This window comes from Sphingobium sp. RS1, assembly GCF_056156825.1.
This window is the reverse complement of record NZ_JBLZXE010000002.1, coordinates 3,092,461-3,116,843: the sequence shown is the minus strand read 5'-3', so window position 1 is coordinate 3,116,843 and position 24,383 is coordinate 3,092,461. Positions and strand designations below refer to the sequence as shown.

At 64.8% G+C, this 24,383-nt stretch carries 20 protein-coding genes and 2 tRNA genes; 14 read left to right on the top strand and 8 right to left on the bottom strand.

Annotation, left to right across the window (positions count from 1 at the left end):
* Positions 1-76 precede the first annotated feature (76 nt).
* Positions 77-1,003 (top strand): ABC transporter ATP-binding protein, encoded by a 927-nt coding sequence (locus ACNHGR_RS17000; protein ID WP_475287600.1) that lies wholly within the window; start codon positions 77-79, stop codon positions 1,001-1,003.
* Positions 1,004-1,119: 116 nt separating this feature from the next.
* Positions 1,120-2,724, top strand: coding sequence for an L-aspartate oxidase (gene nadB, locus ACNHGR_RS16995; protein WP_475287598.1), 1,605 nt, complete (start codon positions 1,120-1,122; stop codon positions 2,722-2,724).
* Between the two features lie 116 nt (positions 2,725-2,840).
* Here the strand turns inward: nadB and ACNHGR_RS16990 are convergent, their stop codons facing one another.
* A complete protein-coding gene (locus tag ACNHGR_RS16990) occupies positions 2,841-3,680 on the bottom strand; it encodes an alpha/beta fold hydrolase (protein WP_184269672.1) in 840 nt (279 codons plus the stop codon).
* A gap of 175 nt (positions 3,681-3,855) precedes the next feature.
* Between ACNHGR_RS16990 and ACNHGR_RS16985 the strand changes: the two genes are divergently transcribed.
* Positions 3,856-5,007: a serine hydrolase gene (locus ACNHGR_RS16985; protein ID WP_184269671.1), complete on the top strand. Its 1,152-nt coding sequence runs from the start codon at positions 3,856-3,858 to the stop codon at positions 5,005-5,007.
* Between the two features lies 1 nt (position 5,008).
* Here the strand turns inward: ACNHGR_RS16985 and ACNHGR_RS16980 are convergent, their stop codons facing one another.
* Positions 5,009-5,794, bottom strand: a complete 786-nt coding sequence (locus ACNHGR_RS16980; protein ID WP_475287596.1) for a transporter — start codon at positions 5,792-5,794, stop codon at positions 5,009-5,011.
* A gap of 123 nt (positions 5,795-5,917) precedes the next feature.
* Between ACNHGR_RS16980 and ACNHGR_RS16975 the strand changes: the two genes are divergently transcribed.
* The 5 genes from ACNHGR_RS16975 (at position 5,918) to polA (ending at position 12,434) form a co-directional block, all read left to right on the top strand.
* The gene (locus ACNHGR_RS16975) at positions 5,918-7,006 is read left to right on the top strand and encodes an FUSC family protein (protein ID WP_475287594.1); all 1,089 of its coding nucleotides are present in this window, start codon (positions 5,918-5,920) and stop codon (positions 7,004-7,006) included.
* 35 nt (positions 7,007-7,041) lie between these two features.
* Positions 7,042-8,307, top strand: a complete 1,266-nt coding sequence (locus ACNHGR_RS16970; protein ID WP_475287592.1) for a glycosyltransferase family 4 protein — start codon at positions 7,042-7,044, stop codon at positions 8,305-8,307.
* A gap of 7 nt (positions 8,308-8,314) precedes the next feature.
* Entirely contained in the window at positions 8,315-8,836 is a 522-nt protein-coding gene (locus ACNHGR_RS16965) for a sigma-70 family RNA polymerase sigma factor (RefSeq protein WP_475287590.1), read from the top strand.
* Complete coding sequence (locus ACNHGR_RS16960) at positions 8,826-9,551, top strand: anti-sigma factor family protein (RefSeq protein WP_475287588.1); 726 nt, start codon at positions 8,826-8,828, stop codon at positions 9,549-9,551. The genes ACNHGR_RS16965 and ACNHGR_RS16960 overlap by 11 nt, the downstream gene beginning before the upstream one ends.
* A gap of 99 nt (positions 9,552-9,650) precedes the next feature.
* Positions 9,651-12,434 (top strand): DNA polymerase I, encoded by a 2,784-nt coding sequence (gene polA / locus ACNHGR_RS16955; RefSeq protein ID WP_475287586.1) that lies wholly within the window; start codon positions 9,651-9,653, stop codon positions 12,432-12,434.
* Between the two features lie 36 nt (positions 12,435-12,470).
* Here polA and ACNHGR_RS16950 read toward each other — a convergent pair whose 3' ends face one another.
* The gene (locus ACNHGR_RS16950) at positions 12,471-12,764 is read right to left on the bottom strand and encodes a TFIIB-type zinc ribbon-containing protein (protein WP_475287584.1); all 294 of its coding nucleotides are present in this window, start codon (positions 12,762-12,764) and stop codon (positions 12,471-12,473) included.
* Positions 12,764-13,474: a Bax inhibitor-1/YccA family protein gene (locus ACNHGR_RS16945; protein ID WP_475287582.1), complete on the bottom strand. Its 711-nt coding sequence runs from the start codon at positions 13,472-13,474 to the stop codon at positions 12,764-12,766. Before ACNHGR_RS16945 ends, ACNHGR_RS16950 begins: the two co-directional genes overlap by 1 nt.
* 404 nt (positions 13,475-13,878) lie before the next feature.
* On the opposite strand from ACNHGR_RS16945, the gene cysS reads away from it, so the two are divergent.
* The 3 genes from cysS (at position 13,879) to ACNHGR_RS16930 (ending at position 19,001) form a co-directional block, all read left to right on the top strand.
* The gene (cysS, locus tag ACNHGR_RS16940; protein WP_475287580.1) at positions 13,879-15,405 is read left to right on the top strand and encodes a cysteine--tRNA ligase; all 1,527 of its coding nucleotides are present in this window, start codon (positions 13,879-13,881) and stop codon (positions 15,403-15,405) included.
* Positions 15,406-15,487: 82 nt separating this feature from the next.
* Positions 15,488-18,427 (top strand): CHAT domain-containing tetratricopeptide repeat protein, encoded by a 2,940-nt coding sequence (locus tag ACNHGR_RS16935; RefSeq protein ID WP_475287579.1) that lies wholly within the window; start codon positions 15,488-15,490, stop codon positions 18,425-18,427.
* 76 nt (positions 18,428-18,503) lie between these two features.
* Positions 18,504-19,001: a GNAT family N-acetyltransferase gene (locus ACNHGR_RS16930; RefSeq protein WP_184269648.1), complete on the top strand. Its 498-nt coding sequence runs from the start codon at positions 18,504-18,506 to the stop codon at positions 18,999-19,001.
* A gap of 78 nt (positions 19,002-19,079) precedes the next feature.
* On the opposite strand, the gene ACNHGR_RS16925 is transcribed toward ACNHGR_RS16930, so the two are convergent.
* Positions 19,080-20,948, bottom strand: coding sequence for an ABC-F family ATP-binding cassette domain-containing protein (locus tag ACNHGR_RS16925; protein ID WP_475287576.1), 1,869 nt, complete (start codon positions 20,946-20,948; stop codon positions 19,080-19,082).
* A 419-nt stretch (positions 20,949-21,367) separates the two neighbouring features.
* Between ACNHGR_RS16925 and ACNHGR_RS16920 the strand changes: the two genes are divergently transcribed.
* Positions 21,368-21,901 carry a hypothetical protein gene (locus ACNHGR_RS16920; RefSeq protein WP_475287574.1) on the top strand — a complete coding sequence of 178 codons (534 nt, stop codon included), beginning with the start codon at positions 21,368-21,370 and terminating at the stop codon, positions 21,899-21,901.
* A gap of 148 nt (positions 21,902-22,049) precedes the next feature.
* Here the strand turns inward: ACNHGR_RS16920 and ACNHGR_RS16915 are convergent, their stop codons facing one another.
* The 3 genes from ACNHGR_RS16915 to ACNHGR_RS16905 all read right to left on the bottom strand — a co-directional run bounded on the left by ACNHGR_RS16915 (position 22,050) and on the right by ACNHGR_RS16905 (position 22,691).
* A complete protein-coding gene (locus tag ACNHGR_RS16915) occupies positions 22,050-22,370 on the bottom strand; it encodes a DMT family transporter (protein WP_475287572.1) in 321 nt (106 codons plus the stop codon).
* A 102-nt stretch (positions 22,371-22,472) separates the two neighbouring features.
* Positions 22,473-22,548 (bottom strand) — tRNA-Lys (locus ACNHGR_RS16910).
* A gap of 56 nt (positions 22,549-22,604) precedes the next feature.
* Positions 22,605-22,691, bottom strand: a tRNA-Tyr gene (locus ACNHGR_RS16905).
* Between the two features lie 103 nt (positions 22,692-22,794).
* Here ACNHGR_RS16905 and rlmB point away from each other — a divergent pair.
* Positions 22,795-23,535, top strand: a complete 741-nt coding sequence (gene rlmB, locus ACNHGR_RS16900) for a 23S rRNA (guanosine(2251)-2'-O)-methyltransferase RlmB (protein WP_475287570.1) — start codon at positions 22,795-22,797, stop codon at positions 23,533-23,535.
* Positions 23,536-23,561: 26 nt separating this feature from the next.
* The gene (locus tag ACNHGR_RS16895; RefSeq protein ID WP_475287568.1) at positions 23,562-24,302 is read left to right on the top strand and encodes a hypothetical protein; all 741 of its coding nucleotides are present in this window, start codon (positions 23,562-23,564) and stop codon (positions 24,300-24,302) included.
* Positions 24,303-24,383 lie beyond the last annotated feature (81 nt).

The following is a 24,383-nucleotide window of genomic DNA, read 5'->3' as shown; positions in this document are numbered from 1 at the left end:
CGCAACGGTGTGAACTTCGCCTGTCGCGTCGCCTCAGCCTCTTTCTTTCCCCTGCTTCCATCCCCATAGAGCAAGCATGACCGACGCCCCGCAAGCCGCAATCGAGATCCGCAACCTCACCAAAGTCTATAAGGGCGGCAAGCGCGCGCTCGACGGGATCAACCTCAGCATTCCGCGCGGCCAGATTTACGGGCTGCTCGGCCCCAATGGCGCGGGCAAGTCGACCACGATCAACATTCTGGCCGGCATGGTGAACAAAACGGCGGGCGATGTCAGCATCTGGGGCTTCGACATCGACGCGCACCCGCGCAATGCGAAGAACAGCATCGGCATCGTACCGCAGGAAATCGTTTTCGATCCCTTCTTCACCCCGTTCGAGACGCTGGAAAATCAGGCCGGCTATTATGGCGTGCCCAAGGACCGCCGCCGCTCGATGGAATTGCTGCGCGCCGTCCATCTGGACGACAAGGCCAATGCCTATGCCCGCACGCTCTCGGGCGGCATGAAGCGTCGCCTGCTGGTGGCCAAGGCAATGGTCCATTCGCCGCCCATCCTGGTGCTGGACGAGCCGACCGCCGGCGTCGACGTGCAACTGCGCCAGCAGCTCTGGGAATATGTTCGCGAATTGAATGCACTTGGCGTCACGATCGTGCTGACGACGCACTATCTGGAAGAAGCCGAGGAACTGTGCGACCGCATCGGCATCATCAACCATGGCAAGGTGATCACCGACAAGCCGACCCGCGAATTGCTGGCGATGGCGCAGGAAAAGGTGGTGCAGGTCACGGTCGACCGCGACGTGACGGTCGCTCCTGACGCGCCCTGTTTCGAAAAGGTCGAACTTTCGGGCGAGCGCACGCTCACCATCACCTATATGAAGGACCGCGCCAATGCCGGCCAGGTGTTGAGCGCCGTGCAGGCCAGCGGCCTTGCCATTGTCGATGTCGTCACGCGCGACCCGGATCTGGAGGATGTCTTCCTCAACCTGACTGCGGCTGCATAAGGCCCATTCAATCCCCCGTTCGCCCTGGGCTTGTCGAAGGGCATCACTTGCTTGAAAACAAGGGCTGGGCTTCGACAGGCTCAGCCCGAACGGACAGAGAAGTCGGAGTTTAGTTGATGCCCACCATCACCCATGACGTCATCATCATCGGTTCCGGCGCGGCGGGGCTGACGGCCGCCATCAACCTGGCGCAGGACCGCAAGGTGCTGGTGCTGGCCAAGGGCGCGCTCGATGGCGGGTCGACCAACTGGGCGCAGGGCGGCATTGCCGCCGTACTCGACGCGGGTGACAGTTTCGAGGCGCATGTCCATGACACGATGGTCGCGGGCGCGGGCCTCAACAATCTGGACACGGTCCGGTTCGTCGTATCCGAAGCCCCAGCCGCGATCGAGCGGCTCGCCGACCTCGGCGTCCCCTTCAATGGTGGCGAAGCCTTCGGCAAGCGCTGGGATCTGACCCGCGAAGGCGGCCACAGCCATCGCCGCATCGTCCATGTCGATGACGCCACTGGCCATGCCGTGCAGGTCGCGCTGCTGAAAGCCGCCCGCGCCAATCCCAACATCACCCTGATGGAGGACATGGTCGCCATCGACCTCATCACATCCCGCCATGGGGAACGCTATTCGGGCGACGGCCATGTCTGGGGCGTCTATGCCTTCAACCGCGCGACCAAGCGGGTGGATGCCCTGCTCGGCCGGGCAACGATCCTGTGCACCGGCGGCGCAGGCCGCACCTACCTCTTCTCCACCGCGCCCCGCGGCGCGACCGGCGACGGCATCGCCATGGCCTGGCGCGCGGGCTGCCGCGTGTCGAACATGGAAATGAACCAGTTCCACCCGACCTGCCTCTACGATCTGGAGGTCAAGAATTTCCTGATCACAGAGGCGGTGCGCGGCGAAGGTGGCCATCTCAAGCTCCCCCCCGGCGTCCCCGGCGGCGGCGAGCGCTTCATGCCCCGCTTTGACTCACGCGCCGAACTCGCCCCACGCGACGTGGTCGCCCGCGCCATCGACCATGAAATCAAGCGCTTGGGCCTCGACTATGTCCATCTGGACATCAGCCACAAAGACCCGGAGTTCGTGAAGCATCACTTCCCGACCATCTATGCCCGGCTGCTGGACCTCGACATCGACATCACCAAGGAGCCGATTCCGGTCGTTCCGGCGCAGCATTATACCTGCGGCGGGGTGGTGATCGACCTCGACGGCCGCACCGACCTGCCCGGCCTCTATGCCGCCGGCGAAGTCAGCGAAAGCGGCCTGCACGGCGCCAACCGCCTCGCGTCCAACTCGCTGCTCGAATGTTTCGTCTTCGGTGAAGCGGCGGCGAAGCATATCCGCGCCAACTGGGAAGATTTGCCGTCCCCGCCGCCGATCCGGCCATGGGACGAAAGCCGCGTCACCAACAGCGACGAAGAGGTGATCGTCCAGCATAACTGGAAGGAAATCCGCCGCTTCATGTGGGACTATGTCGGTATCGTCCGCACCACCAAGCGGCTGGAGCGCGCCCAGCACCGAATCGATCTGCTCTCGAAGGAAGTCGATGATTATTACGGCAATTTCCGGGTGACGCCTGACCTGATCGAACTGCGCAATCTGCTGGAAGTGGCACGCCTGGTGGTCCGCTCCGCCCTCCACCGCAAGGAAAGCCGCGGCCTCCATTACACGCTCGACTATCCCGAAACCCTGGCCGAGGCGGTCGACACGGTGCTGACACCATAAAAAATGACGCGGTCGTCCGGGGGGACGCCGCGCCATGAGGTGGAGGAGGGAAGCGCTGAAAGCGCATCCGGTTCTGCTTTCCTACTTACCCTTTCCCCGTCATGGTTTGACCGGTGTCAAAGGGCGAGAAAATCCTTCAGCAAAGCATTGAAGCGGGCGGGTTGGTCGGCCATCACCATATGGCCGCTAGGCCCCAGCGCTTTCAGCACCGCGCCTTTCTTCCCCGCATAGGCGCTCTGGAAACTGCGTGTAATCGACGCCGCCTGCTGCGCATCGCTGCCGACGGCATAGACTACCTCGAGCGGTGCGCCCAGCCGCGACAGCTGCGGCGCCAGATCGATATTCGCCAGATCGCGCAGCGCATTGGCGATGACGTCGGGATCACTGCCCTTCGCGCCCGGCGCCTGCGCGACGATTTGCGCCAGATAGCGGCGCCCCGCCTGCGTGCCGGTGAAATAGCCGCTCAACTGATCCGCCAGATAGCCCATGCCGCTGGCCGTCCCACCGACCATCGCCGCGCCGGCCGGCAGCATGTCGACCACCATGACCCGGCTCGCCAGCCCCTTGAGGCCCAGCAACATCGCCAGCGTACCGCCCATGCTATGCCCGACGATTGCCGGACGCTTCAGGCCGGCGGCGGTCGCATAGCGGGCAATCTCGTCGGCGATCGGCTGGAGCAGCGTCCCGCTGGCGTTGCCGTCAGGCGCCAGCCCGGCGAAGCCCCGCACATGTACCAGATGATAGCGATATCCCGTCACCCCGCCCAGCACCCCGTTCCATATGCCGGGACCGCTGGCGAGACCGGGGATCAGGATCACGTCGCGGCCCGCGCCCCGTACGGCCATGGATATCCGACGCGACACGAAAGGTGCTGCCCACGCCGTTCCGCTCCGCATCATCATGCCAGCCGCAATACCCAGCAGCAGCGCCCGTCTATCCAGTCCGTCCATTGTCATATGTCCGCCATTGCCCGTCTGCTCCTGAACCGCAACGGAACGATCTTGCGCCGGATCAAGCGGTTGCGTCGTTCATCCTCCTTACATCGCATTTGTGGAATCATTCGTCGCATGAGTCTTGCCGGGCGAGCGGCAGGCCGCCCCTATTGTGGCTTGAGAGAGTGCGGGGACGCTAATGACATCGAATGAAAGCCGGGCAGCTTCGGCGCGTCTGGTCCTGCTGGTAGCGGCGCTGTCCGCCTGTGTAAGCGCACCCGAACCACCCCGTGCGCAAGCCGCCGCGGCGGTACCACAAAAGCCGATCCCCGGTCGGCCACAGCCGACCACCAACACATGGCCGATCCGTGCCGTGGCCAATCCGCCGCTGCCCTATCGCGACATCGACCAGAATGAAACGCCGCCGCCCGCGCTGGTCAGCGTCGTGCGCAACCTCGGCCAGAGCTTCCGGGGCAAGGTCGGCATCGCGGTACGCCGCGTGGGTGCCGACTGGACCGTCGCCTGGAACGGCACCTCGCTCTTCCCGCAGCAGAGCGTGTCGAAACTCTGGGTGTCGATGACCTTCCTCGACGCGGTCGATCGCGGCAAGCTGCGCATCACCGACACCACCACCATCACCCGCAACGATCTGACCCTGTTCCATCAGCCGTCCGCCGCCCTGGTTGCCCAGAATGGTGGCTGGACCACCAGCTATTCTGATCTGATGCGCCGGGCGATGACGCAAAGCGACAATACCGCCAACGACACGCTGCTGCGCGCCGTCGGCGGGCCGGACGCGGTGCGCGGCTTCCTGGCGCGCCGGATGATCAAGGATATCCGCTTTGGCCCCGGCGAACGGCTGCTACAATCGGCCACCGCCGGTCTCGACTGGCGACAGGATTATTCGATCGGCCGCAACTTCTACACCGCACGGTCGAAGCTGCCCATGTCCGTGCGGCAAAAGGCGCTCGACAATTATCTCGCCAGCCCACCCGACGGCGCAGCGCCCTCCTCGATCGTGCAGGCGCTGGCGAAACTGAAGCAGAATGACATGCTCTCCCCCGCGTCCTCGCGACTGCTGCTCTCGATCATGTCGGAAGCGAAGACCGGGCCGCAGCGGATCAAGGGCGGCGTACCGCCCGGCTGGTCCTATCTGCACAAGACCGGGACCGGTCAGGATCTGCCGCCTCGCTCCACCGGCTTCAACGATATCGGCATCATGACCGCACCGGACGGCACCAGCTATGCGGTGGCGGTGATGATCGGATCGACCACCGTCGCCATTCCCGAACGCTGGGCACTCATGCAGGCCGTGGCCAAGGCCGTCGTGGCCAACCACGAACCGCGCTGAGTCAGAAACGCCGGACGACGCCGAAATAGACTTCCCCATCCGGGCTGTCCGCATTCAGCCCGGCATTGACGCCGATGTCGAACTGCATGTCGCCATTGGGCTGCCAGGCGAAGGACAGGCCGGCCAGCGTCTCAGTGGTATGGCCGGACGGATCATCGTCGCGAATCAGCGACGCTTCGATGGTCCCGGACAGGCTATCGCTCAGGTCAAAGCCCAGCCCGGCGACACTGCCATAGGCGACATGCCGGCCGGACCGGTCTTCGTCGACCGCGGCGTCGATCTCCGGCACCCATTCCAGCGACAGGCCATGGCCGATATCGAAGCTTACCGGCAGCAACAGCCCCGCTCCCCAATCGCCATCCCCGATCGCCGATCCGCCGGTCGGCACAGAGGCATAGGGCATCAGCGCCACCGAAAAGCCCGATCCATCCGGGTTACGCAGGTTCCGCCGCAGCGCCACCCGCATATCCCCGACCCCGCCATCCGTCTCAATCGCACCGCTTACCCGGTCGCGCGTGCGAACATGGCCATAGGCGGTCCAGCCGACCTGCGCTTCCAGATGCTCGGTCAGACCAAACCGCACCAGCATGTCGCCGGTCTGGATCATGTCGGTCCGACTTGCCCCGTCCTGGTTCTGCGCCCAGTCGCCCAGCCCCAGTTCCACCACGACACGCCTCTTGTCGACCGTACAGGCCGGCGTGCCCAGCCCCGGCCGGTCCGCACATAGATCGCGTGGTTCGTCCGTCTGTGCGAACGCCATCCCCGGCATCAGCACAGCCAACAACATGCAAATCCGCTTCACCCTCATCCCCCTCTTGTTGCCAGGCAGCATAGCAGGAAACAGACTGGAAATAATCGACTTCCTGCACGCAATCTGGCCAAAGGCGCGCCGTTGCGGCATGAACCAGCGATGGCATGGGCCCGATCTCTGTCGAAGCCGATCAGCGCGCGCACCATTGATGAGGGCGAATGCGTCACGTCGGTCCTGCTGGCGATCCTGGTCGCCCATCTGCTTGGCGCAACCCACATCTCCTGGGCCGCCTTTGCCGGCTATATGGTCATACGCGGCCATGCCGCCGAAACACTGATACGCGGCGCGCTGCGGATCGTCGGCACGCTAGCCGGCGGCCTGCTGGCGCTGGGCGTTGCGCCGCTTATCCTCCCCTTCTGGCCGGTCGTGGCACTGGCGATGATGCTGGTCGGCACCGTCAGCCTCTATGCCGCCATCACGTCCCGCCGTTCCTATGCCTGGCTCTTCTTCGGCCTGACCTTCGCCATGGTGCTGCTCGACAAGCTGGAGCATCCGGACATCGCGCTCGCCGCCTTCGTGCAAACCCGCATCCTCGAAACGGTGGCCGGCATCGCCGCCTGCCTTACCGTCAGTCTAATCAGCACGCTCACTCTACGGCGACGCTGGCCCGCCCCACCTACGCCACCGCCGGTCGGTGCGCGCTGGCACCGCGATGCCTTCCGCCATGCCTGTCAGGCCGGCGTCGCGCTCGCCTTGCTGGTAGCGCTCGGTACTTTCCTTCCCATTCCCGCGCTCGCGCAAGGCGCAATCATGATCATGGCAGTCATGGTCCTCCCCGCGACCGGCATCGGCCAGAGCAGCCTTGCCCCGGTCAGCCGCCGCATTCTCCAGCGCACCATCGGCTGCGGCATCGGCGCACTCTTTTCCGCCGCTTTCCTGCTGGGGGCTGGCGGGTCGGCCCTGCCCCTGCTGGTTGGCACCGCCATCGGCACGGCGCTGGGGCGGCATCTGGAAAATGGTGAGCCGGCCCATCGCTATATCGGCACGCAATTCACCCTCGTCGTGCTGGTGACGCTCGTGCCTGACCGCTACGACGCTGCCGAACTTCTGCCGGCGCTGGAGCGGCTGACCGCTATCTTCGTCGGCATCGCCATGCTGCTGCCGGTGCTGCTGATCGGCCATGCAATCGGCTTCCGTCGGCCACCCACGCCCGCACCGCAACCGCAGGATGATGCCGGCGGCGTCTGATGGAATAAACATGAGTCGGCAGGCGTATGCCCGGCATGAACGCCTTTTCCCCTACTGCCATTTCTTCCAGCGTCGTGCCGATCCGGCCGATCGCAACCAGCCGGCCGCCGCTCCGCATCGCCCTCTTTTCCGGCAATTATGACTGCGTCCGCGATGGCGCCAACCGCGCACTTAATCGGCTCGTCGCTCATCTTTTGCACCGGATCGGCGCGCAGGTCCGCGTCTATTCGCCCACTGCGCCCCGGCCCGCCTTCGCCTCGGTCGGCGACGTTCATTCTGTCCCCTCGCTCAGCCTCCCCGGCCGGCCGGAATATCGGCTCGCCATCGGCCTGACGCGCGGGGTGCGCCGCGATCTCGACGCCTTCGCGCCGGACATCATCCACCTCTCCGCCCCTGACCTGCTGGGCCGACAGGCGCAGAAACATGCACAGGCCCGTGGCATACCGGTCGTCGCCAGCCTGCACACGCGGTTCGAAACCTATCTCGATTATTATCGGCTTGGTTTTCTGCGCGGGACGATGGAGCGTTATCTCGATCGCTTTTACGGCGATGCCGACTGCATATTGGCACCAACCCCACCGATCCGCGACGAAATGGCCGCCCGTCATGGCATGGCGAAGGTAGCTGTCTGGGGCCGGGGCATCGACCCGACCCAGTTTGCCCCGACATTGCGAGATCCCGCATTGCGGTCTGCGCTCGGCTATGAGGATCGGGATGTCGTGCCGCTCTTCTTCGGCCGGTTGGTACTGGAAAAGGGATTGGCCATCTTCGCCGATGCCATCGCCGCGATCCGAGCGCGCGGACATCAGGTCCGCCCGCTGATTGTGGGGGAAGGGCCCGCCCGGTCCTGGCTGGCGCAGCGCCTGCCCAATGCCAATTTCATGGGCCATCTGAGCGGCGCCGACCTCGGCCGCGCGGTGGCAAGCGCCGATCTGCTCATCAACCCCAGCGTCACCGAAGCCTTTGGCAACGTCAATCTGGAGGCAATGGCCTCCGGCCTCGCCGTCCTGTCCGCTGACGTCCCCAGCGCTGCCAGCTTGATCGACGCCGGCCATACCGGGTTGCTGCTGCCCCCAACGGACGCGGACGCCTATGCCGATGCCGCCGCGATGCTGATCCGGACGCCAACGCGCCTCGCCGCCATGCGCCGGGCGGCTGCCAATGCCGCCAGTCGCCATCGCTGGGATGATGTGCTGCAATCGGTCGTGCAGGCCTATGCGCGCCTGCTCGGCATTCCGACGCCCGCCGATCGCCAGGCACTAGCGATCGCCGCTTGCCCCGCCCGCGCCGGCACGGGATAAGCCGCCCATGGACGACCCGCGCGACATGGAGGCGGACCTGCTGGCGATGCGCCGCTATGCCCGGTCGCTCGCCCGCGACCATGTGGATGCCGACGATGTCGTGCAGGACGCGCTGCTGCGCGCGATCGAGCGCAAGGCGACCTATCAGCCCGATCGCAGCCGCACCCGCTGGTTGCTGGCGATCGTCCATAATGTGTTCGTTTCGGGCAAACGGCGCCAGGCCGCCGAAACGCGCCGGAACGACCGATTCGCCGAAACCCTGCTATCCAGTGTCGATCCGCAGCAGGAAGAGCATGTGCGGCTGGCGGAGATTGCGCAGGGCTTCGCCGCCCTGCCCGACGCCCAGCGCGCGGTGCTGCATCTGACCGCGATCGAGGGGCTGAGCTATCAGCAGGCGGCCGACATATTGGACATTCCGATCGGCACCGTGATGTCGCGGCTGTCGCGGGCGCGGGCTGCGCTTCGAGAAGGGCAAACAGGGAAAAGCCAGCCGCACCTGCGGCTGGTGGGAGGACAGGATGAGCAATGACGTCAACGCGCTGGAAATCGACGCCTATGTCGACGATCAGCTCGACTTGTCCCGCCGCTTCGTGGTGGAGACGCATCTGTCCCGCCATCCCGATCAGGCGGCGCAGGTCATGGCCGATCTTTCGACCCGCAGCGCCCTGCGGATGATGGCGCCGCGTCCCGATGCGATCCCGCCGGCCATGGCCGACGCAGCCGCCCGGTTGCAGGCCGCTCCCACCCGGCCACGCTGGCGCCGGGCCCTGCCGCTGGTGGCCCCGCTCGCGGCGGCGGCCGGTCTGGCTCTGGCCTTTCTGCCTCCGTCCGGCCCGCCCGACTATGTCGATTATGCGGTCAATTCGCACCGCATCGCGATGATGCGCGCGGCCATGGTATCGCAGGTGGAAACCCCCAGATATGACGCCCGCGAAATCGCGTCCAACACCCGGATCGCCATGCCGCATCTGCCCGACGACTGGCGGGTGACCGACGTCCAGCTCTTCCCCACCGAGCGTGGCCCGGCGCTGGTGGTGGCGGTGAAGACGGAAGGGGGCCAGAATTTCTCGCTCTTTGCCCTGCGCGATCGCAGCCGTGCGCCCGAACGGCCCGACGCGGTGCAGGAAGGCGCGGAATCGGTCGCCTATTGGCGGCGCGGCGACATGTCCTATGCCCTGACCGGCAGCGGCGAACCGCGCCTGATGGACGCCACGGCAGAGGCTTTGACGCGCGACTGGTCCTGAAGGCTGGAGGGGATAGACGTTAAGGGACTTTTTGTCGTCGCATCGCTAGAGCAGAAAACCGGTTCCCACTTTTCTGCGCGATGCTTTATCGCTCTCCCCATGACCCAGAATCATCTCTACCTTGTCGACGGCAGTGGCTATATTTTCCGCGCCTACCACCAGCTTCCCCCGCTCACCAACCAGCATGGCCAGCCGGTCGGCGCGGTCTATGGCTATACGACGATGCTGTGGAAACTGGCCGAGGATCTGGGCAAGGCGGAAGGCCCCACCCACCTCGCCGTCGTGCTGGACAAGGGATCGCACACCTTTCGCAACGACATGTACGACCAGTATAAGGCGAACCGTCCGCCTGCGCCGGAAGACCTCGTCCCGCAATTCCCCATGATCCGCGACGCGACCCGCGCCTTCTCCCTCCCCTGCATCGAGGAAGCGGGGTTCGAGGCCGACGACATCATCGCCAGCTATACGCAGGCCGCCGTGCGCGCAGGATGGCATGTCACCATCGTCAGCTCCGACAAGGATCTGATGCAGCTGATCCAGCCTGGCGTCGACATGTACGACACGATGAAGAATGAACGGCGCGGCGCGGACTATGTGGTCGGCAAGTTCGGCGTGCAGCCGGAGCAACTGGGCGACGTCCTCGCGCTGATGGGCGACAGCGTGGATAATGTCCCCGGCATCCCCGGCATCGGCCCCAAGACGGCGGCCAAGCTGATCACCGAATATGGATCGCTGGAGGCCGCACTGGAGGCTGCGCCTTCGATGAAGAAGTCGAAGATGCAGGAAAACCTGATCGCCCATGCCGACATGGCCCGGCTGTCGCGGCGGCTGGTGGCGCTGCATGACAGCATGGATCTGCCCGAACCGCTGGACGACCTGACGCTCAAGGGCATTCCCAAGGAACCCTTGCAGGAGTTTCTGTCGCATCATGGTTTCAAGACGCTGCTCAATCGTCTGGGGGCGCCCGCTGCTGCCGTCGCGGTGGCAGCCACAGCTGCGACCAATGAGGCGATCGCTCCCGCGGCCCCGGCGCCTGTAGAAGAACCCGCTATCGACCGCAGCCTTTATGAAACGGTCGTGACGCAGGATGCTCTGGATAGGTGGATCGCCGCTGCCTATGCCGAGGGGCTGGTAGCCGTCGATACCGAGACGGACATGCTGGATGCCATATCCTGCCAACTGGTCGGCATCAGCCTGGCCACCGGCCCGAACAAGGCCTGCTATATCCCGGTCGGCCATGGCGGCACCGACATGTTCGCCGAACGACCGGAGCAGTTGGACAAGGCGCTGGTCATCGCGAAGCTGAAGCCGCTGCTGGAGGATGACTCCATCCTCAAGATCGGCCAGAATCTGAAATATGACCTGACTGTGCTGCGCCGCCACGGCATAGAAATCGCGCCCTATGACGACACCATCGTCATGAGCTTCGATCTGGACGCGGGGCAAAGCCTCGCCGGTCATGGCATGGACGAGGCGGCCAAGACCCACCTCAATCACATCTGCATCAGCTTCAAGGAGGTGGTCGGCACCGGCAAGAGCCAGATCAGCTTCGCCGAAGTGCCCCTGCCCCGCGCCACCGAATATGCGGCCGAGGATGCCGATGTGACGCTGCGCCTGTGGAAGCGGTTCAAGACGCGCGTCGCCAATGAGGGCGCCAACCGCGTCTACGAACTGGTCGATCGCCCGCTGGTCGGCGTAATCGCCGCGATGGAGCATCGGGGCATCAAGGTCGATCGCGAGCATCTGTCGCGCCTGTCGGCCGAGTTCACCGCCGGGATCGCCGCGCTGGAAACCGAAATCCACGAGATTGCGGGGCAGCCCTTCGCGATCGGATCGACCCAGCAGCTTGGCGCGATCCTGTTCGACAAGATGGGTTATAAGGGCGGCAAGAAGGGCAAGTCGGGGGCCTACTCCACCGACGTTACGATCCTGGAGCAGTTGAAGGCCCAGGGCGCGCCGATCGCGGACAAGGTGCTGGAATGGCGGCAGCTATCGAAGCTGAAGTCCACCTATACCGATGCGCTTCAGGCGCAGATCAACAAGAATACGGGCCGCGTCCATACCAGCTACTCGCTGACCGGCGCGCAAACCGGTCGCCTGTCCTCGACCGACCCGAACCTCCAGAACATCCCGATCCGCACCGAGGTCGGTCGGCAGATCCGCCATGCCTTCGTCGCGGAGCCGGGCAATGTCATTTTGGCGGCGGACTATAGCCAGATCGAATTGCGGCTGGCGGCGCATATGGCCGATGTCCCGGCGCTCAAGGACGCCTTCGCAAACGGCGAGGATATTCACGCCGCCACCGCGATGCAGCTGTTTGGCGAGGTCAATCGCGACACGCGCGGCCGGGCGAAGACGATCAACTTCGCGATCCTCTACGGCATTTCGCGCTGGGGGCTGGCCGGCCGGCTGGAGATCAGCGCGGACGAGGCGCAGGACATGATCAGCCGCTATTATGAGCGCTTCCCCGGCATCAGCATCTATATCAACGAGACGATCGAGAAGGCTCGGGAGCGCGGCTATACCGAGACATTGTTCGGCCGGAAGACATGGTTCCCCCGCATCAAGGCGTCGATCCAGCATGAGCGTCAGGGCGCCGAACGCGCCGCGATCAACGCGCCCATTCAGGGCACCAGTGCCGACATCATCAAGCGGGCCATGGCGCGCATGGGACCGGCGCTGGAGGCGGCGAGCCTGCCCAATGTGAAGATGCTGCTGCAAGTGCATGACGAACTGGTGTTCGAACTACCCGAAGACGATGTGGATGCGGCCAGCGCGGTCATCCGGCAGGTGATGGAGAGCGCCGCAGAACCGATCGTGAAGCTGAGCGTCCCGCTGGGCGTGGAGATCGGCACGGGACCGAGTTGGGGCGCGGCGCATTAATGGCAAAAGGCCGGCCCCATCGGGACCGGCCTTTCTTCAATCGAACAGCTCTTCCAGAAAGCTCTTCTTGCGCTTCTTCTGATAGTGGCGCCCATCATCGCGATAGTCCCGGTCCGGGCGATAGCTTTGTTGGGCGAAAGGGGCGGGCTGCGGCGTGGGGGCGCTCGCCTGCCCGGATCGTTCGATGATCTTGTCCAGTTCGCCCCGGTCCAGCCAGACGCCCCGGCATTGCGGGCAATAGTCGATCTCGACCCCCTGCCGGCCCGTCATCGCCAAACCGACATGACAGACCGGGCAGAGCATCGCCGACACCTGAGCGGGATCGCGCATTATTCGCGTTCGCCCGTCAGGCTGAGCAGCATCTGGAACAGGTTGACGAAGTTCAGGTAAAGCGACAGCGCGCCCATCACCTGCATCTTCCCTGCTACTTCATGGCCGGCATAGTAGAAATATTCCGACTTGATGCGCTGCACGTCCCAAGCGGTGAGGCCGGTGAAGACCACCACGCCGATGATCGAGATGACCATGGCCATCGCCGACGAACCGATGAAGATGTTGATCAGGCTGGCCACCATGATGCCGATCAGGCCCATGATGAGGAAGCTGCCCATCTTCGTCAGGTCACGCTGGGTAGTATAGCCCCACAGCGCCATGGCGAGGAACATGACCGCGGCCGAGAAGAAGGCCTGAGCGATGCTGCCGCCGGTGAAGACCAGGAAGACGCTGCCCAGCGACACGCCCATGACGGCGGCGAAGGCGTAGAAGGCGGTACGAGCGCCCGAGGTCGTCATCTTTTCCATACGGAAGCTGAAGAAGAAGACGAAGGCCAGCGGCGCGAAGATCGCGACCCACTTCAACGGCGTGCCATAGATGGCGGCGGCCAGCGCCGGGGTATTGCCGACCAGCGCGGCGACCAGACCTGTGATAACCAGGCCGATACCCATATTGCGGAAGACGCCCAGCATGTGCGCGCGCAGGCCGGCGTCGGTCTGCGCCGTCTGGCTGGCACCATAGCCGGGCATGCGAACGGGATTATTCATCGGAAACACTCACTCCAAAAAAGTTGGTTCGAGTGGCCCGGTGCGGTCTCCTGCGGCGACGAGAGGGGGCAAATCGCCGCAAAACCTGCACCGGGCACACCCGATGCGGTCCGACATCGCGACAGGATAAAGGGGGAATCCATGTCGCCAGAGGGGCCCGGCCCGCATCAGCAATATCGGGTGGCCAACGCCAGGCTGCAAGGGATCGGCCCGTCCGCAACATTTTATTACAATCGGACTGGGTCGCCCCGCCACGAAGGGGGCGGCGGTCACGAATGAGACAGCGAGTTAGACACCTAAAATTGCCCGTGCAGTTTCGTTGCTTAGCTAACTAAATAAATCTCTGCCTTGCGATGTGCGGGAAGGATTGACCCCCGTCCCGCTTCGCGACATGGCTTGCCACCATGTCCGACGACCAGCATATCCCCGCGCCGCTGCGCCTGTTCAACAGCCTGACCCGCACGATCGAGCCGTTCACGCCGATCGAGGGCCATCATGCGCGCGTCTATAGCTGCGGCCCGACCGTCTATAATTACGCCCATATCGGCAATTTGCGCGCTTACGTCTTTGTCGACACGCTGCGCCGGACATTGTTGTGGAAGGGGCTGGACGTCACCCAGATCATCAACATCACCGATGTCGGCCATTTGACCAGCGACGCCGATGCAGGCGACGACAAGATGGAGGCAGCGGCCAAGGCCAGCGCCAGGAGCATCTGGGACATTGCGGCGCACTATACCGAGGCGTTCAAGTCCAATATTGCGGCCCTCAACATCATCAGCCCAAGCGAATGGACGGTTGCAACCGACTATGTGCCGCAGATGATCGAATTTGCGGAGAAGATCGCGCCGGATCATTGCTATGAACTGGAGAGCGGCCTTTATTTCGACAGCAGCACTGTACCTGACTATGGCGCGCTGGCCGGTGGCCGCGATGACGCGGCCCATGCCCGCATCGATCCGGTGGCAGGCAAGCGCAATCCGTCCGATTTCGCCATCTGGCGCAAGTCACCGCCGGGCGAGCAGCGCCAGATGGAATGGGACAGCCCCTGGGGCAAGGGGGCACCGGGCTGGCATCTGGAATGTTCGGTCATGTCGCAAGCCCGGCTTGGCCAGCCGTTCGATATCCATACCGGCGGCATCGACCATCGCGAGATTCATCATCCCAACGAGATCGCCCAGAATCAGGCATATCATCAGGCTGGCCATAGCTGCTGCGGCGAACCCAGTGCGGCGGAAGCCGGCTTCACTGGCGCGCGCTGGTGGATGCACAACAACTTCCTCGTCGACCGGCAAGGGAAGATGTCGAAGTCGAAAGGCGGCTTCACCACCCTGTTCAGCCTGATCGACGCGGGGGTGCATCCGATCGCCTACCGCCTGCTGTGCCTTGGCGCGCATTACCGGTCGGAACTGGAGTTCAGCGCGGACAATCTGGCGGCGGCGCTGACACGGCTCAAGCGACTGGTCATGGGCGTCGAGGGGCTGAAGGCCCGCGCCGAGGGCGTGACCTGGCAATCGCCACGGCTCGACTATCTGCGCGCCAATCTCCATCCCAAGCTGGCGCCACTGCTGGAACAGTTCGATGCGGCGATCGCCGATGATCTGATGACGCCGCGCGCGCTGCCGCTGCTGGAGGAAGCCATTGGCATGAAGAAGGTGCCGGTGGATGAGAAGCTCTGCCTGATCGCCGCTTTCGATGCTGCGCTTGGCCTCAACCTGCTGACGCTCAGCCGCGCCGACCTGCGCCTCCAGCCCAAGGATGCACAGATTACGCCGGAGGCGATCGAGGCCGAACTGGAGCGGCGCACCGCCGCGCGCGCGGAAAAGGATTTCGCCCTGTCGGACGAGATTCGCGACGCGCTGATCGCGCGCGGGGTCGAGGTGATGGACGGCGATCCGCTGCGCTGGGACTGGCGGCTGACACTGGCCTGAGGGGATATGGGCGCGGCGTCCTCTTGACGCCCGCCTGCACCGGACCCATGAGACGCAAAGGTCGCGCCATGGTGGGGGTAAGATGAGACTTTCCGCTGCTGTTTCGGCTGTCCTGCTGACGCTGGCCCTGCCTGCGCCGATCGCCCTCGCCGCGCCGCCCGCCGGCTTTTCCGCGACCGACCCCCGCCATGCGCGGCTATATGCGCTGGAGCGGCAGGCGTCGGACCTGTTCAACAGCGACGATTATGCCCTGTCCATGTCGCAAAAGACCCGCGACGCCTGGACCCGCCTGCATGGCGCTGCGGCAAAGGTGAAGGTAGACGGCAAACCGCATCCGCTCGCCGGTGTCGCGCTCATCAACCTGTCCTCCATGGACCAGATTGACGGCAAGAATACCGATGCGCTGGCCCGGTCGAGCGAGGGCCTCGCCCTGCTCGCCCCCTTTGCCGATGCCTATCCCGTCGCCTGGATGCAGGGCCTGTCGATCAAGGGGTTCATCCAGGCGGCTCTGGGCGACGTGACCGGCGCGGCGGACACGCTGGCGCAGGCGAGCGCCTATATGGACGGCTATATCGCCCGCACCCCGGCCGGCCAGCAGGATGAATCGACCCAGATGCTGCGGTCGAACATCGCCTTCTCCCATGCGCAGGCCCTCACCCGCCTTGGCCGCAATGACGAGGCCGTGGAGGCGCAGAAGGCCAGCATGGAGGCGCGCATTCTGGCGGCGGGGCCGAACAGCGCCGACACGATCGGTTCCTATTACAGCTATGCCCAGATGCTCGCCCGCGCCGATCGCGACGCGGAAGCGGAAAAATATGCGCGCATGGCGGTGGAGATCGCCACCGACTATGTCGATCGCAAGCATCCCAGCTACGCCCGCGCGCTGGAGGCGCTGGGCCTGCTCCTGTCCCGTACCGGGCGCCGAACCGAGAGCCTGGACTATCTGCAACGGGCCATCGCCATCAAGCGCGAGACGGTCGGCACCAGCAGCCTCTATTTCCAGTTCGGGCTGCAAAATCTGGGTACGGTGCTGCTGCCGCTGGAACGCTATGCCGACGCGGAATCGCTGTTCATGGAGGCGGAGCGCGGCTTTCGCGGGCTGGAGGGCGAGGATAGTCCGCAGTCCGCCCGTGCGCTGGCGTTCGCCGCATCGGCCGCGCTGGCGGAGGGGCATCGCGAGCAGGCGATCGAGCGGCTGACGGATGCGCTGGCGCGCGTGCATGCAGGGTCGGACAAGGACCGCGACATCGGCCAGCGCGTCTATCCCTATCTTGTCCCGGCCCTGATCGCGGCGAAGCGGGGCGACGATGCCCGCCGCGCCGCCGACGCCTTTGCCGCTGAGTCCCGGCAACTCGACAATGCCCCTGCCATTCCGCTGGCGCAGGCGGCGATGCTGGTCGCCTGGACCCGGCAGGATCAGGCCGCGCTGGGACCGGCCGCGCGCCAGCTTGTCGGCCTGCTGCGCGACAATGCCAGCGTCAATGACGATGGCGAGTTGAACGAGGAGCAGCGCGCCGCGCTCGACACGGTCCTGGCGGTGGCAGCCGAGACTCAGGACGGGGCGCTGGCGCTGGATGCGATGGCGATCCTGGCCGGGTCGCGCATCGCGCAGGCCAACCGGCTGGTGGCGCAGCGACTGGTCGCCGATCCGGCGCTGGCCGCGCGCGTGCGCAGCCTTCAGGACCGGACCAAGATATTGCAGGCGGCCGACAGCCGGCTGCTGAAAGCGCTGGCGATCGACAGCGGCGTGGCCGAGGCGCGCGCGGACCGTGCCGCCGTCGCGGCGGCGGTGGACGCCGAGCGGGCCGCCATTGCCCGCGACTATCCGCGCTGGGTGGAGGCGCATGGCGGGGAGCGGCCCGATCTTGGCGCTCTGCGTGCCAGTCTGGGCAAGGATGAGGCGCTGCTGGCGGTGATGCCGGCGTTTGATGGGGTCTACCTGCTCGCGGTCGGCCAGGACGCCGTGCATGTCGAGCGGGCGCAGATGGACCGCGCCGGGCTGGTGGCGCTGGTCGGGAAACTGCGGGGGTCGCTTACGCCGGCCGGGTTCGACCAGAGCAGCGCGCACAGCCTGTATCGCCAGATCTTCACACCCGGCATCCTTGCGACGCTGGGCAAGGCAAGCAGCCTGCGGATCGTGCCGACCGGTGCCTTCGCCTCCCTGCCCTTCTCCATGCTGCCGCAGCGGCCGGTGGCGGCGGTGACGCGCACGACGCCCTGGCTGATCCACCGCTTCGCGATCGAGGTGCAGCCCGGCTTCTCGACCGGCGGGCAGCAGCGGCACCAGCTTGCAGCGCGCGACCAGCGCTTCCTGGGCATCGGCGCGCCGCAATTGTTCGGCGATGTACAGTCGGCGGATGCGCCGCGCGGGAGCGGCACGCTACTGGCGGCCAGTCAATATTTCCGCAATGGCGCCGCCGATGCGCAGGCGCTGGCGCAACTGCCGCCGCTACCCGGATCGCAGGCCGAGTTGCAGGCGGTCGCGCACCGGTTCGGCGCGGCGCGCACCACCTTGCTGCTGGGCGCACAGGCCAATGAGCGGGCGCTGCGCACGCTGGACCTGTCGGGCTATGGCGTGATCCTGTTCGCGACGCACGGGCTGGTCAGCGGCGAGATGGAGGGCGTGACCGAGCCGGCGCTGGTCCTGTCGCCGCCCGGTGCCGATGACCACCAAGATGACGGCCTGCTGACCGCGTCGGAAGTGGCGACGATGCGGATCGGCGCCGACTGGGTGATCCTGTCCGCCTGCAACACAGCGGCGGGCGACAACAGCCAGTCGCCGGCCTATTCGGGACTGGCGCAGGCGTTCCGCTATGCCGGGGCGGGATCGCTGCTGGTATCGCACTGGCCGGTGCGGGACGATGCCAGCGCCTTCGTAACGCTGGAAACGGTCAAGGGCGCCAATCGCGGCCTGCCCCGGCCGGTAGCGCTACAACGGGCGATGCTGAAGCTGATCGCGTCGAAGCGGCCCAATGCGGTGCAGCCCTATATCTGGGCGCCGTTCATCCTGATGGGGCGGTGATAGGGGATAGTCCTTATAGGTTTCCGTACGCGGAAGGCGGATAGGTCGGGGCGACCTTTAAGCAAAGGATTATCCCATGATCGCGCTTGAAACCCGTTATGGCTTTCGCATCGACATTCGCGTCGCCAGCCATGCCGACGAACCGGCGCTGGCCGATTTCTTCGCCGCCGTGACGGACGAGGACCGGCGCTTCCGTTTCCTGTCGGCGGTGCGCCATGTCAGCCGGAACCAGCTGCACGACATCACCGCCTTCGACTATCACCGGCACGAGACGTTCGTGGCCTTCGCGCCGGGCGGGGACGAGATCATCGCCGCCGCCACGCTGGCCGCCGACCGGGAGGGCGGCACCGGCGAGGTGGCCATCTCCATCCTGCCCGACCACAAGGGCAAGGGGATCGGCTGGACCCTGCTGGACCATGTCGCGCAGGAGGCCAAAGGCTGGGGCATCCGCCGGCTCCAGTCGATCGAGAGCCGGGATAATCGCGCCGCCATCGCACTGGAGCGGGAAATGGGCTTTTCCGCACGCGCCGTGGAGGGCGACGCGGCGCTGGTGCTGCTGGAGCGGGTATTTTAAAACAGCGCGCTTTAAATATGATCCGTTCGTCCTGAGGACGAACGGAAATTAAGTGATCCAAATTTAACGCTCTATGCTCTAACCCGCTTCCAGCGCGGCGCCGGCTTCCATCCAGACTTCCTCGGCGGCTTCCAGCTTCTTTTCGACTTCGGCGCGCTTCATCATCAGCTGGCTGCTGGTCATCTTTGCCTCAGCACCCGTCGCGGTCTTGGGGTCTGACAGGGCGGCGTCGATCCGGCTGCGCTCATTGGACAGCGCGGTCATTTCGCGTTCCGCCTTGTTGACCGCGTTCTTCAGTACCTTCTGCTTTTCGCGCCATTCGGCGGCGGCTTTCTTGTCCGCCTTGCGGTCCACTTTCGGTGCGTCGCCGCTGCTGCTGTTGCCGTCCGCCTTGCGCAGAATGATGTCGGTATAATCATCCAGGCTGCCGTCGAACGGCTGGGCGGTGCCATTGTCGACCAGCACCAGCCGATCGGCGACCAGTTCGATCATGTGGCGGTCATGCGACACAATCACCACCGCGCCCGAATATTCGTTGAGCGCCTGCACCAACGCCTCGCGACTGTCGACGTCCAGATGGTTGGTCGGTTCGTCGAGGATCAACAGATGCGGCGCGTCGCGGGTGATGAGGGCGAGGGCCAGACGGGCGCGCTCGCCACCCGACATGGAGCCGACCTTCTGCGTCGCGCGCTCGCCCGAAAAGCCGAAGCGGCCAAGCTGGCCACGCACCGCGCCGGGGGTCGCGCCCTTCATCACGCGGGTCATATGTTCCAGCGGCGTGTCCGTGACGTCCAGTTCTTCCACCTGATATTGGGTGAAATAGCCGACATTCATCTTGGGACTGGAGGCCATGTCGCCTTCCATCGGCTTGAGCTGCGCGGCGATCAGGCGGGCCAGCGTCGTCTTGCCGTTGCCGTTGCGGCCGAGCAGCGCCAGCCGGTCGTCCGGGTCGATGCGCAGGTTGACGCGGCGCAGGATCGGCGTGTCGGTATAGCCGACCGAGGCCATGTCCATGGTGATGAGCGGGGGCTTGAGTTCCGCGGGGCTGGGGAAACCGAAATGCAGCGTCGGGTCTTCGATCGCCGCCGCAATGGGCTGCATCTTGGCCAGTGCCTTGGCACGGGACTGGGCCTGTTTCGCGGTCGAGGCGCGGGCCGAGTTGCGGGCGACATAGTCCTGCAACTTCTCGCGCTCCGCCTGCTGCTTGGACCGGGCGGCTTCCTGCTGGGCGAGCCGTTCGGCGCGCTGGCGTTCGAAGGCGTCATAGCCGCCGGGATAGAGGGTGATCTTCCCCCCTTCCAGATGGAGGATATAGTCGACCACATTGTTGAGCAGGTCGCGTTCGTGGCTGATGACGACCACGGTGCCGCGATAGGCTTTGAGGAAATTCTCCAGCCAGAGCGTCGCTTCAAGGTCCAAATGGTTCGACGGTTCGTCGAGCAGCAGCAGGTCGGGATTGGAGAAGAGCAAGGCGGCCAGCGCCACGCGCATTTTCCAGCCGCCCGAATAGCTGTCGAGCGGGCGGCCCTGCATTTCCTCGTCAAAGCCGAGGCCGACGAGGATGCGGGCGGCGCGGGCCGGCGCGGTATAGGCGTCGATCGTCGTCAGCCGCTCATAGATATGGCCGAGCCGATCGGGATCTTCGGTATGCTCCGCCTCCGCCATCAGTTCGGCGCGTTCCTTGTCGGCGGCCAGCACCGTGTCGAAGGGGGTCGCGGTGCCCGACGGGGCCTCCTGCGCGATATAGCCCAGCCGCGTGTCGCGGGGCATGTCGCATGAGCCCTCGTCCGGGTCGAGCTGGCCGATCATCACCTTCATCAGCGTGGACTTGCCCGCGCCGTTGCGGCCGATGAGGCCGACACGGCTGCGCGGCGGCAGCGCGGCGCTGGCACGATCGAGAATGGTGCGGCCGCCCAGGCGCACGGTGATACCGTTGAGGTTTAGCATGGGCGCGCCTGTAGCAGAGGTGTGGCGGGTGGCAAAGGCGCGAGGCGGCCTTTTGCAACAGGGTCAGGGATTGCGAAGTTCACACCGTCGTGGCTGACGCAAAAGCGTAGGCACGGACGGGTGGCGTCGATTTCGCAATAGGAAAATTTCTGCAAAATCAGACCCGCGCCGGTGCGAAGGCGCCGCGGGGTGGATGAAGCCGACGGTGGGAAAGAGCCGGCGGGAGGATGGCATGAAATGGGGGTGTAGGACAGGCGGCGATTGACCGATTGCAGAACGGCTGGCTTGGAGGGGATAGCTGATGTTCATAGGTATCTGCTGCCGACCAGAACCGGCGTTAGCGCAAGCGCCCAGCGTTGATTGCTTGGTATTTTCCGTGCACCTACTCAAACTTCACAGCGGGGAGGATTTGCGGACGCATGAAGAACATCTGGAACCTGATCGCTTTGGTAGGATCATCCTTGCTGGCGTTAATCACCTTCATGGCGAACCAGTCCGCAAGCGAGATGCAATCCAACATCGCGAGTTACGCAACAAACCCGCTGGTCCGCTCACTGCCAAACTGGCTTTTCAGGGTCGTACAGACTGACTGGTTTTTAGCTTTCGCATTTTTCGCACTAGGATGCGTCGCAACTGTGTTTGTTCGTCGTTGGCTGGGAAAGCGAAATCGTCCGAGCCCGCTTGAAGCTTTGGCCACTGATGTATCGCTTGCCGCTTACTCGCTCGATAACAGTAGCGCTATTTTCGCAAATCCAGCAGTCATCGCCAATCTCAATGTAGTAATGAATAAACTCCGTCGGCATGGCTTTTCTACTCCACCCGCCAACAGTGGCGGCTTCGCGAAAGACAAAATCTCCTACTATCTCCATCAAGTAGCGGCATACATGAGGGCGGATGGCATCGCCTCTGCCAAGCTATCCGCACAGTCTATTGTGGACGGCTGGAACAAGTAAGCTTGCTTTAGCGAGAGTAGAGTTGCCATTCGACGTATCGCTCGGAGACGATAGGAATCCGCTAGAGCCTACCAAGAATTTTTGACGTCCACCTCCAAGCATGAAAGAATCGCTGCCCGACGCCGACAACGGGGTACAAACCATCCCCTCACCCGCTCCCAAACATCTTCGTCCCCACAACCCCCACCACGATCATCGCCATGAAACCCGCCTGCACCGCGTTTACGCGGTCGCCGAAGAAGATCATGCCGCCGATGATGACGCCCACGGCGCCAAGGCCGGTCCAGACCGCATAGGCGGTGCCGGCGGGGATGCCTTTCATGGCGAGGGCGAGCAGCCCCATGTTGAGGAAGCTGAGCGCAATCGGTACGGCACTGGCCTGCCAGCTGCCGATGGTGGCGGCCCATTTCAGGCTGAGCGCCCAACAGATTTCGGTGAAGACGGCGATGCCGAGGATGAGCCACGCCATAGGGCGCTTCCCTTTCAGACGGGCGGGCTCGAAAAGGCGACGCGGTGGCCGGAAACCCGAAAGAGGCGGCGCGCCGGAGGACCGTTTTTCTGGGGAAAGGCTTGGTGGACGCACTAGGGCTCGAACCTAGGACCCGCTGATTAAGAGTCAGCTGCTCTACCAACTGAGCTATGCGTCCACACTGGCCTGTTTCCGCCCCTTCATGAAGGGGGTGACTGCATCGGCCCGATGCAGTGGTGGACAGGGCTGGATTCGAACCAGCGTACGGGAAACCCGGGCAGATTTACAGTCTGCTGCCTTTAACCACTCGGCCACCTGTCCAGTGCCCTACGCTTTGGAAAACTGCGTTCCCGCTGCGTTGGAGGCGGCCTAATGGCGAATGGAGACTTGCCTGTCAATGGCCTGATGTGAAAAGAGCGAAATCATGAAAAAGCCCAATCGCTCCACCAAGCCCAAGAGCGCCTTTCCGCGCTTCTATGGCCGTCATGCCGTTATCGCGGCGCTCGCCAACCCCGACCGCATCGTGCGCAAGATATGGGGGACGCGCGAGGCGCTCGGCGCCCTCGACCTGCCGCCGGTGCTGCCGATCGTCTATTCCGACGTCGCCGACATGGGCCGCATGGTCCCGTCCGACGCGCCGCATCAGGGCATCGTCGCCGAAGTCGAGCCGCTGGACGATGTGTGGCTGGGCGAGATTCTGGAACAGGGTCAGGATGACAAGCGGCCGATTCTGGTGCTGGATCAGGTGACGGACCCGCATAATGTGGGCGCGATCCTGCGCTCCGCCGCCGCGTTCGACGCGCTGTGCATCGTCACGCAGGACCGGCATGCGCCGCCCGAATCGGGGGTGCTGGCGCGCGCGGCGTCGGGCGCGCTGGAGAGCGTGCCATGGGTGCGGGTCGTCAATCTGGCCCGCGCGCTGGAGGAGATTGCCGAGGCCGGTTACTGGCGCATCGGGCTGGACGGCGAGGCAGAGACGACGATCGGCGAGGCGATCGGCGAATCGCGGGTTGCGCTGGTGCTGGGGGCCGAGGGCGAAGGGCTGCGCCACAATACGATCGCCCATTGCGACATCATCGCCAAGCTGCCGATCAGCCCGCGCATGGAGAGCCTGAACGTCTCCAATGCGGCGGCGATCGCGCTCTACGCCGCTACGGTCGGCTGAGAGGGGCAAGAGGGGGGAGCGTGACCATGGACCGGCTGTATCGCACTTTGGGGGCGCTGGCGGGCTTGCTGGCGCTCTCCGCCTGTCTGGTGACGCCGGGCCGGTTCGAATCGAGTCTGGATATCCGCGCCGACCGCAGTTTCAGCTTCGCCTATAAGGGCGAGATACTGGCGTCGGACATGGGCAAGGAGGCGCTGACGGGCGCTTCCTCCTCATCCGGCGACGATGCGACAGAGGGCGAGGCGGAGAACAGCCCGACCTTGATGCAGATCGCGGCGCAGGAGGAGGATTTCAGCGACGCGGCCGGCGACAAAAACGATGACGCGCAGATGCAGGCGATCGCGGCGGCGCTGAGCAAGGAGAAGGGATTTCGGTCGGCCCGTTACATGGGCCATCACAAGTTCGAGATCGACTATGCGATCGCGGGCCGGCTGGACCATGCCTTCCTCTTCCCCTTCAACATCGACGCGCAGATCATCCTGCCCTTCGTCGCGGTTGAGATGCGCGGGGACGACCGGGTGCGGGTGAAGGCGCCGGGCTTTGCCAACGGCTTCGACAAGAGCCAGGGGCCTGCGGGGATCGGCAGCACGGGGGATGAGGCCGCGAAGGCGCTGAACGGAACCTTCACGCTCACGACCGATGCGGAGATCGTCAGCCAGAACCAGGAAGAGGGCGCGCAAAGCACGCCACAGGGCAAGCGGATCGTCTGGGCGATCACGCCGCTGACCAGCGACGCGCCGGCCGCGACGTTGCGGGTGAAGCATTGATCTGGTTCAGCAAAGCTGAACGGTACGGCACCGGCCCACACCCCCACCCGGCCTCCCACAGCATAACTGGACGGGAAACCG

Bases quoted from the DNA above. Each gene is read 5' to 3' on its own strand.
- ACNHGR_RS16970 (WP_475287592.1), top strand. From the start codon at position 7,042: ATGAACGCCTTTTCCCCTACTGCCATTTCTTCCAGCGTCGTGCCGATC.
- ACNHGR_RS17000 (WP_475287600.1), top strand. From the start codon at position 77: ATGACCGACGCCCCGCAAGCCGCAATCGAGATCCGCAACCTCACCAAA.
- ACNHGR_RS16975 (WP_475287594.1), top strand. From the start codon at position 5,918: ATGGCATGGGCCCGATCTCTGTCGAAGCCGATCAGCGCGCGCACCATT.
- polA (WP_475287586.1), top strand. From the start codon at position 9,651: ATGACCCAGAATCATCTCTACCTTGTCGACGGCAGTGGCTATATTTTC.
- nadB (WP_475287598.1), top strand. From the start codon at position 1,120: ATGCCCACCATCACCCATGACGTCATCATCATCGGTTCCGGCGCGGCG.
- ACNHGR_RS16950 (WP_475287584.1), bottom strand. From the start codon at position 12,764: ATGCGCGATCCCGCTCAGGTGTCGGCGATGCTCTGCCCGGTCTGTCAT.
- ACNHGR_RS16965 (WP_475287590.1), top strand. From the start codon at position 8,315: ATGGACGACCCGCGCGACATGGAGGCGGACCTGCTGGCGATGCGCCGC.
- ACNHGR_RS16920 (WP_475287574.1), top strand. From the start codon at position 21,368: ATGAAGAACATCTGGAACCTGATCGCTTTGGTAGGATCATCCTTGCTG.
- ACNHGR_RS16985 (WP_184269671.1), top strand. From the start codon at position 3,856: ATGACATCGAATGAAAGCCGGGCAGCTTCGGCGCGTCTGGTCCTGCTG.
- ACNHGR_RS16980 (WP_475287596.1), bottom strand. From the start codon at position 5,794: ATGTTGTTGGCTGTGCTGATGCCGGGGATGGCGTTCGCACAGACGGAC.
- ACNHGR_RS16915 (WP_475287572.1), bottom strand. From the start codon at position 22,370: ATGGCGTGGCTCATCCTCGGCATCGCCGTCTTCACCGAAATCTGTTGG.
- rlmB (WP_475287570.1), top strand. From the start codon at position 22,795: ATGAAAAAGCCCAATCGCTCCACCAAGCCCAAGAGCGCCTTTCCGCGC.
- ACNHGR_RS16895 (WP_475287568.1), top strand. From the start codon at position 23,562: ATGGACCGGCTGTATCGCACTTTGGGGGCGCTGGCGGGCTTGCTGGCG.
- ACNHGR_RS16960 (WP_475287588.1), top strand. From the start codon at position 8,826: ATGAGCAATGACGTCAACGCGCTGGAAATCGACGCCTATGTCGACGAT.
- ACNHGR_RS16925 (WP_475287576.1), bottom strand. From the start codon at position 20,948: ATGCTAAACCTCAACGGTATCACCGTGCGCCTGGGCGGCCGCACCATT.
- ACNHGR_RS16945 (WP_475287582.1), bottom strand. From the start codon at position 13,474: ATGAATAATCCCGTTCGCATGCCCGGCTATGGTGCCAGCCAGACGGCG.
- cysS (WP_475287580.1), top strand. From the start codon at position 13,879: ATGTCCGACGACCAGCATATCCCCGCGCCGCTGCGCCTGTTCAACAGC.
- ACNHGR_RS16930 (WP_184269648.1), top strand. From the start codon at position 18,504: ATGATCGCGCTTGAAACCCGTTATGGCTTTCGCATCGACATTCGCGTC.
- ACNHGR_RS16935 (WP_475287579.1), top strand. From the start codon at position 15,488: ATGAGACTTTCCGCTGCTGTTTCGGCTGTCCTGCTGACGCTGGCCCTG.
- ACNHGR_RS16990 (WP_184269672.1), bottom strand. From the start codon at position 3,680: ATGACAATGGACGGACTGGATAGACGGGCGCTGCTGCTGGGTATTGCG.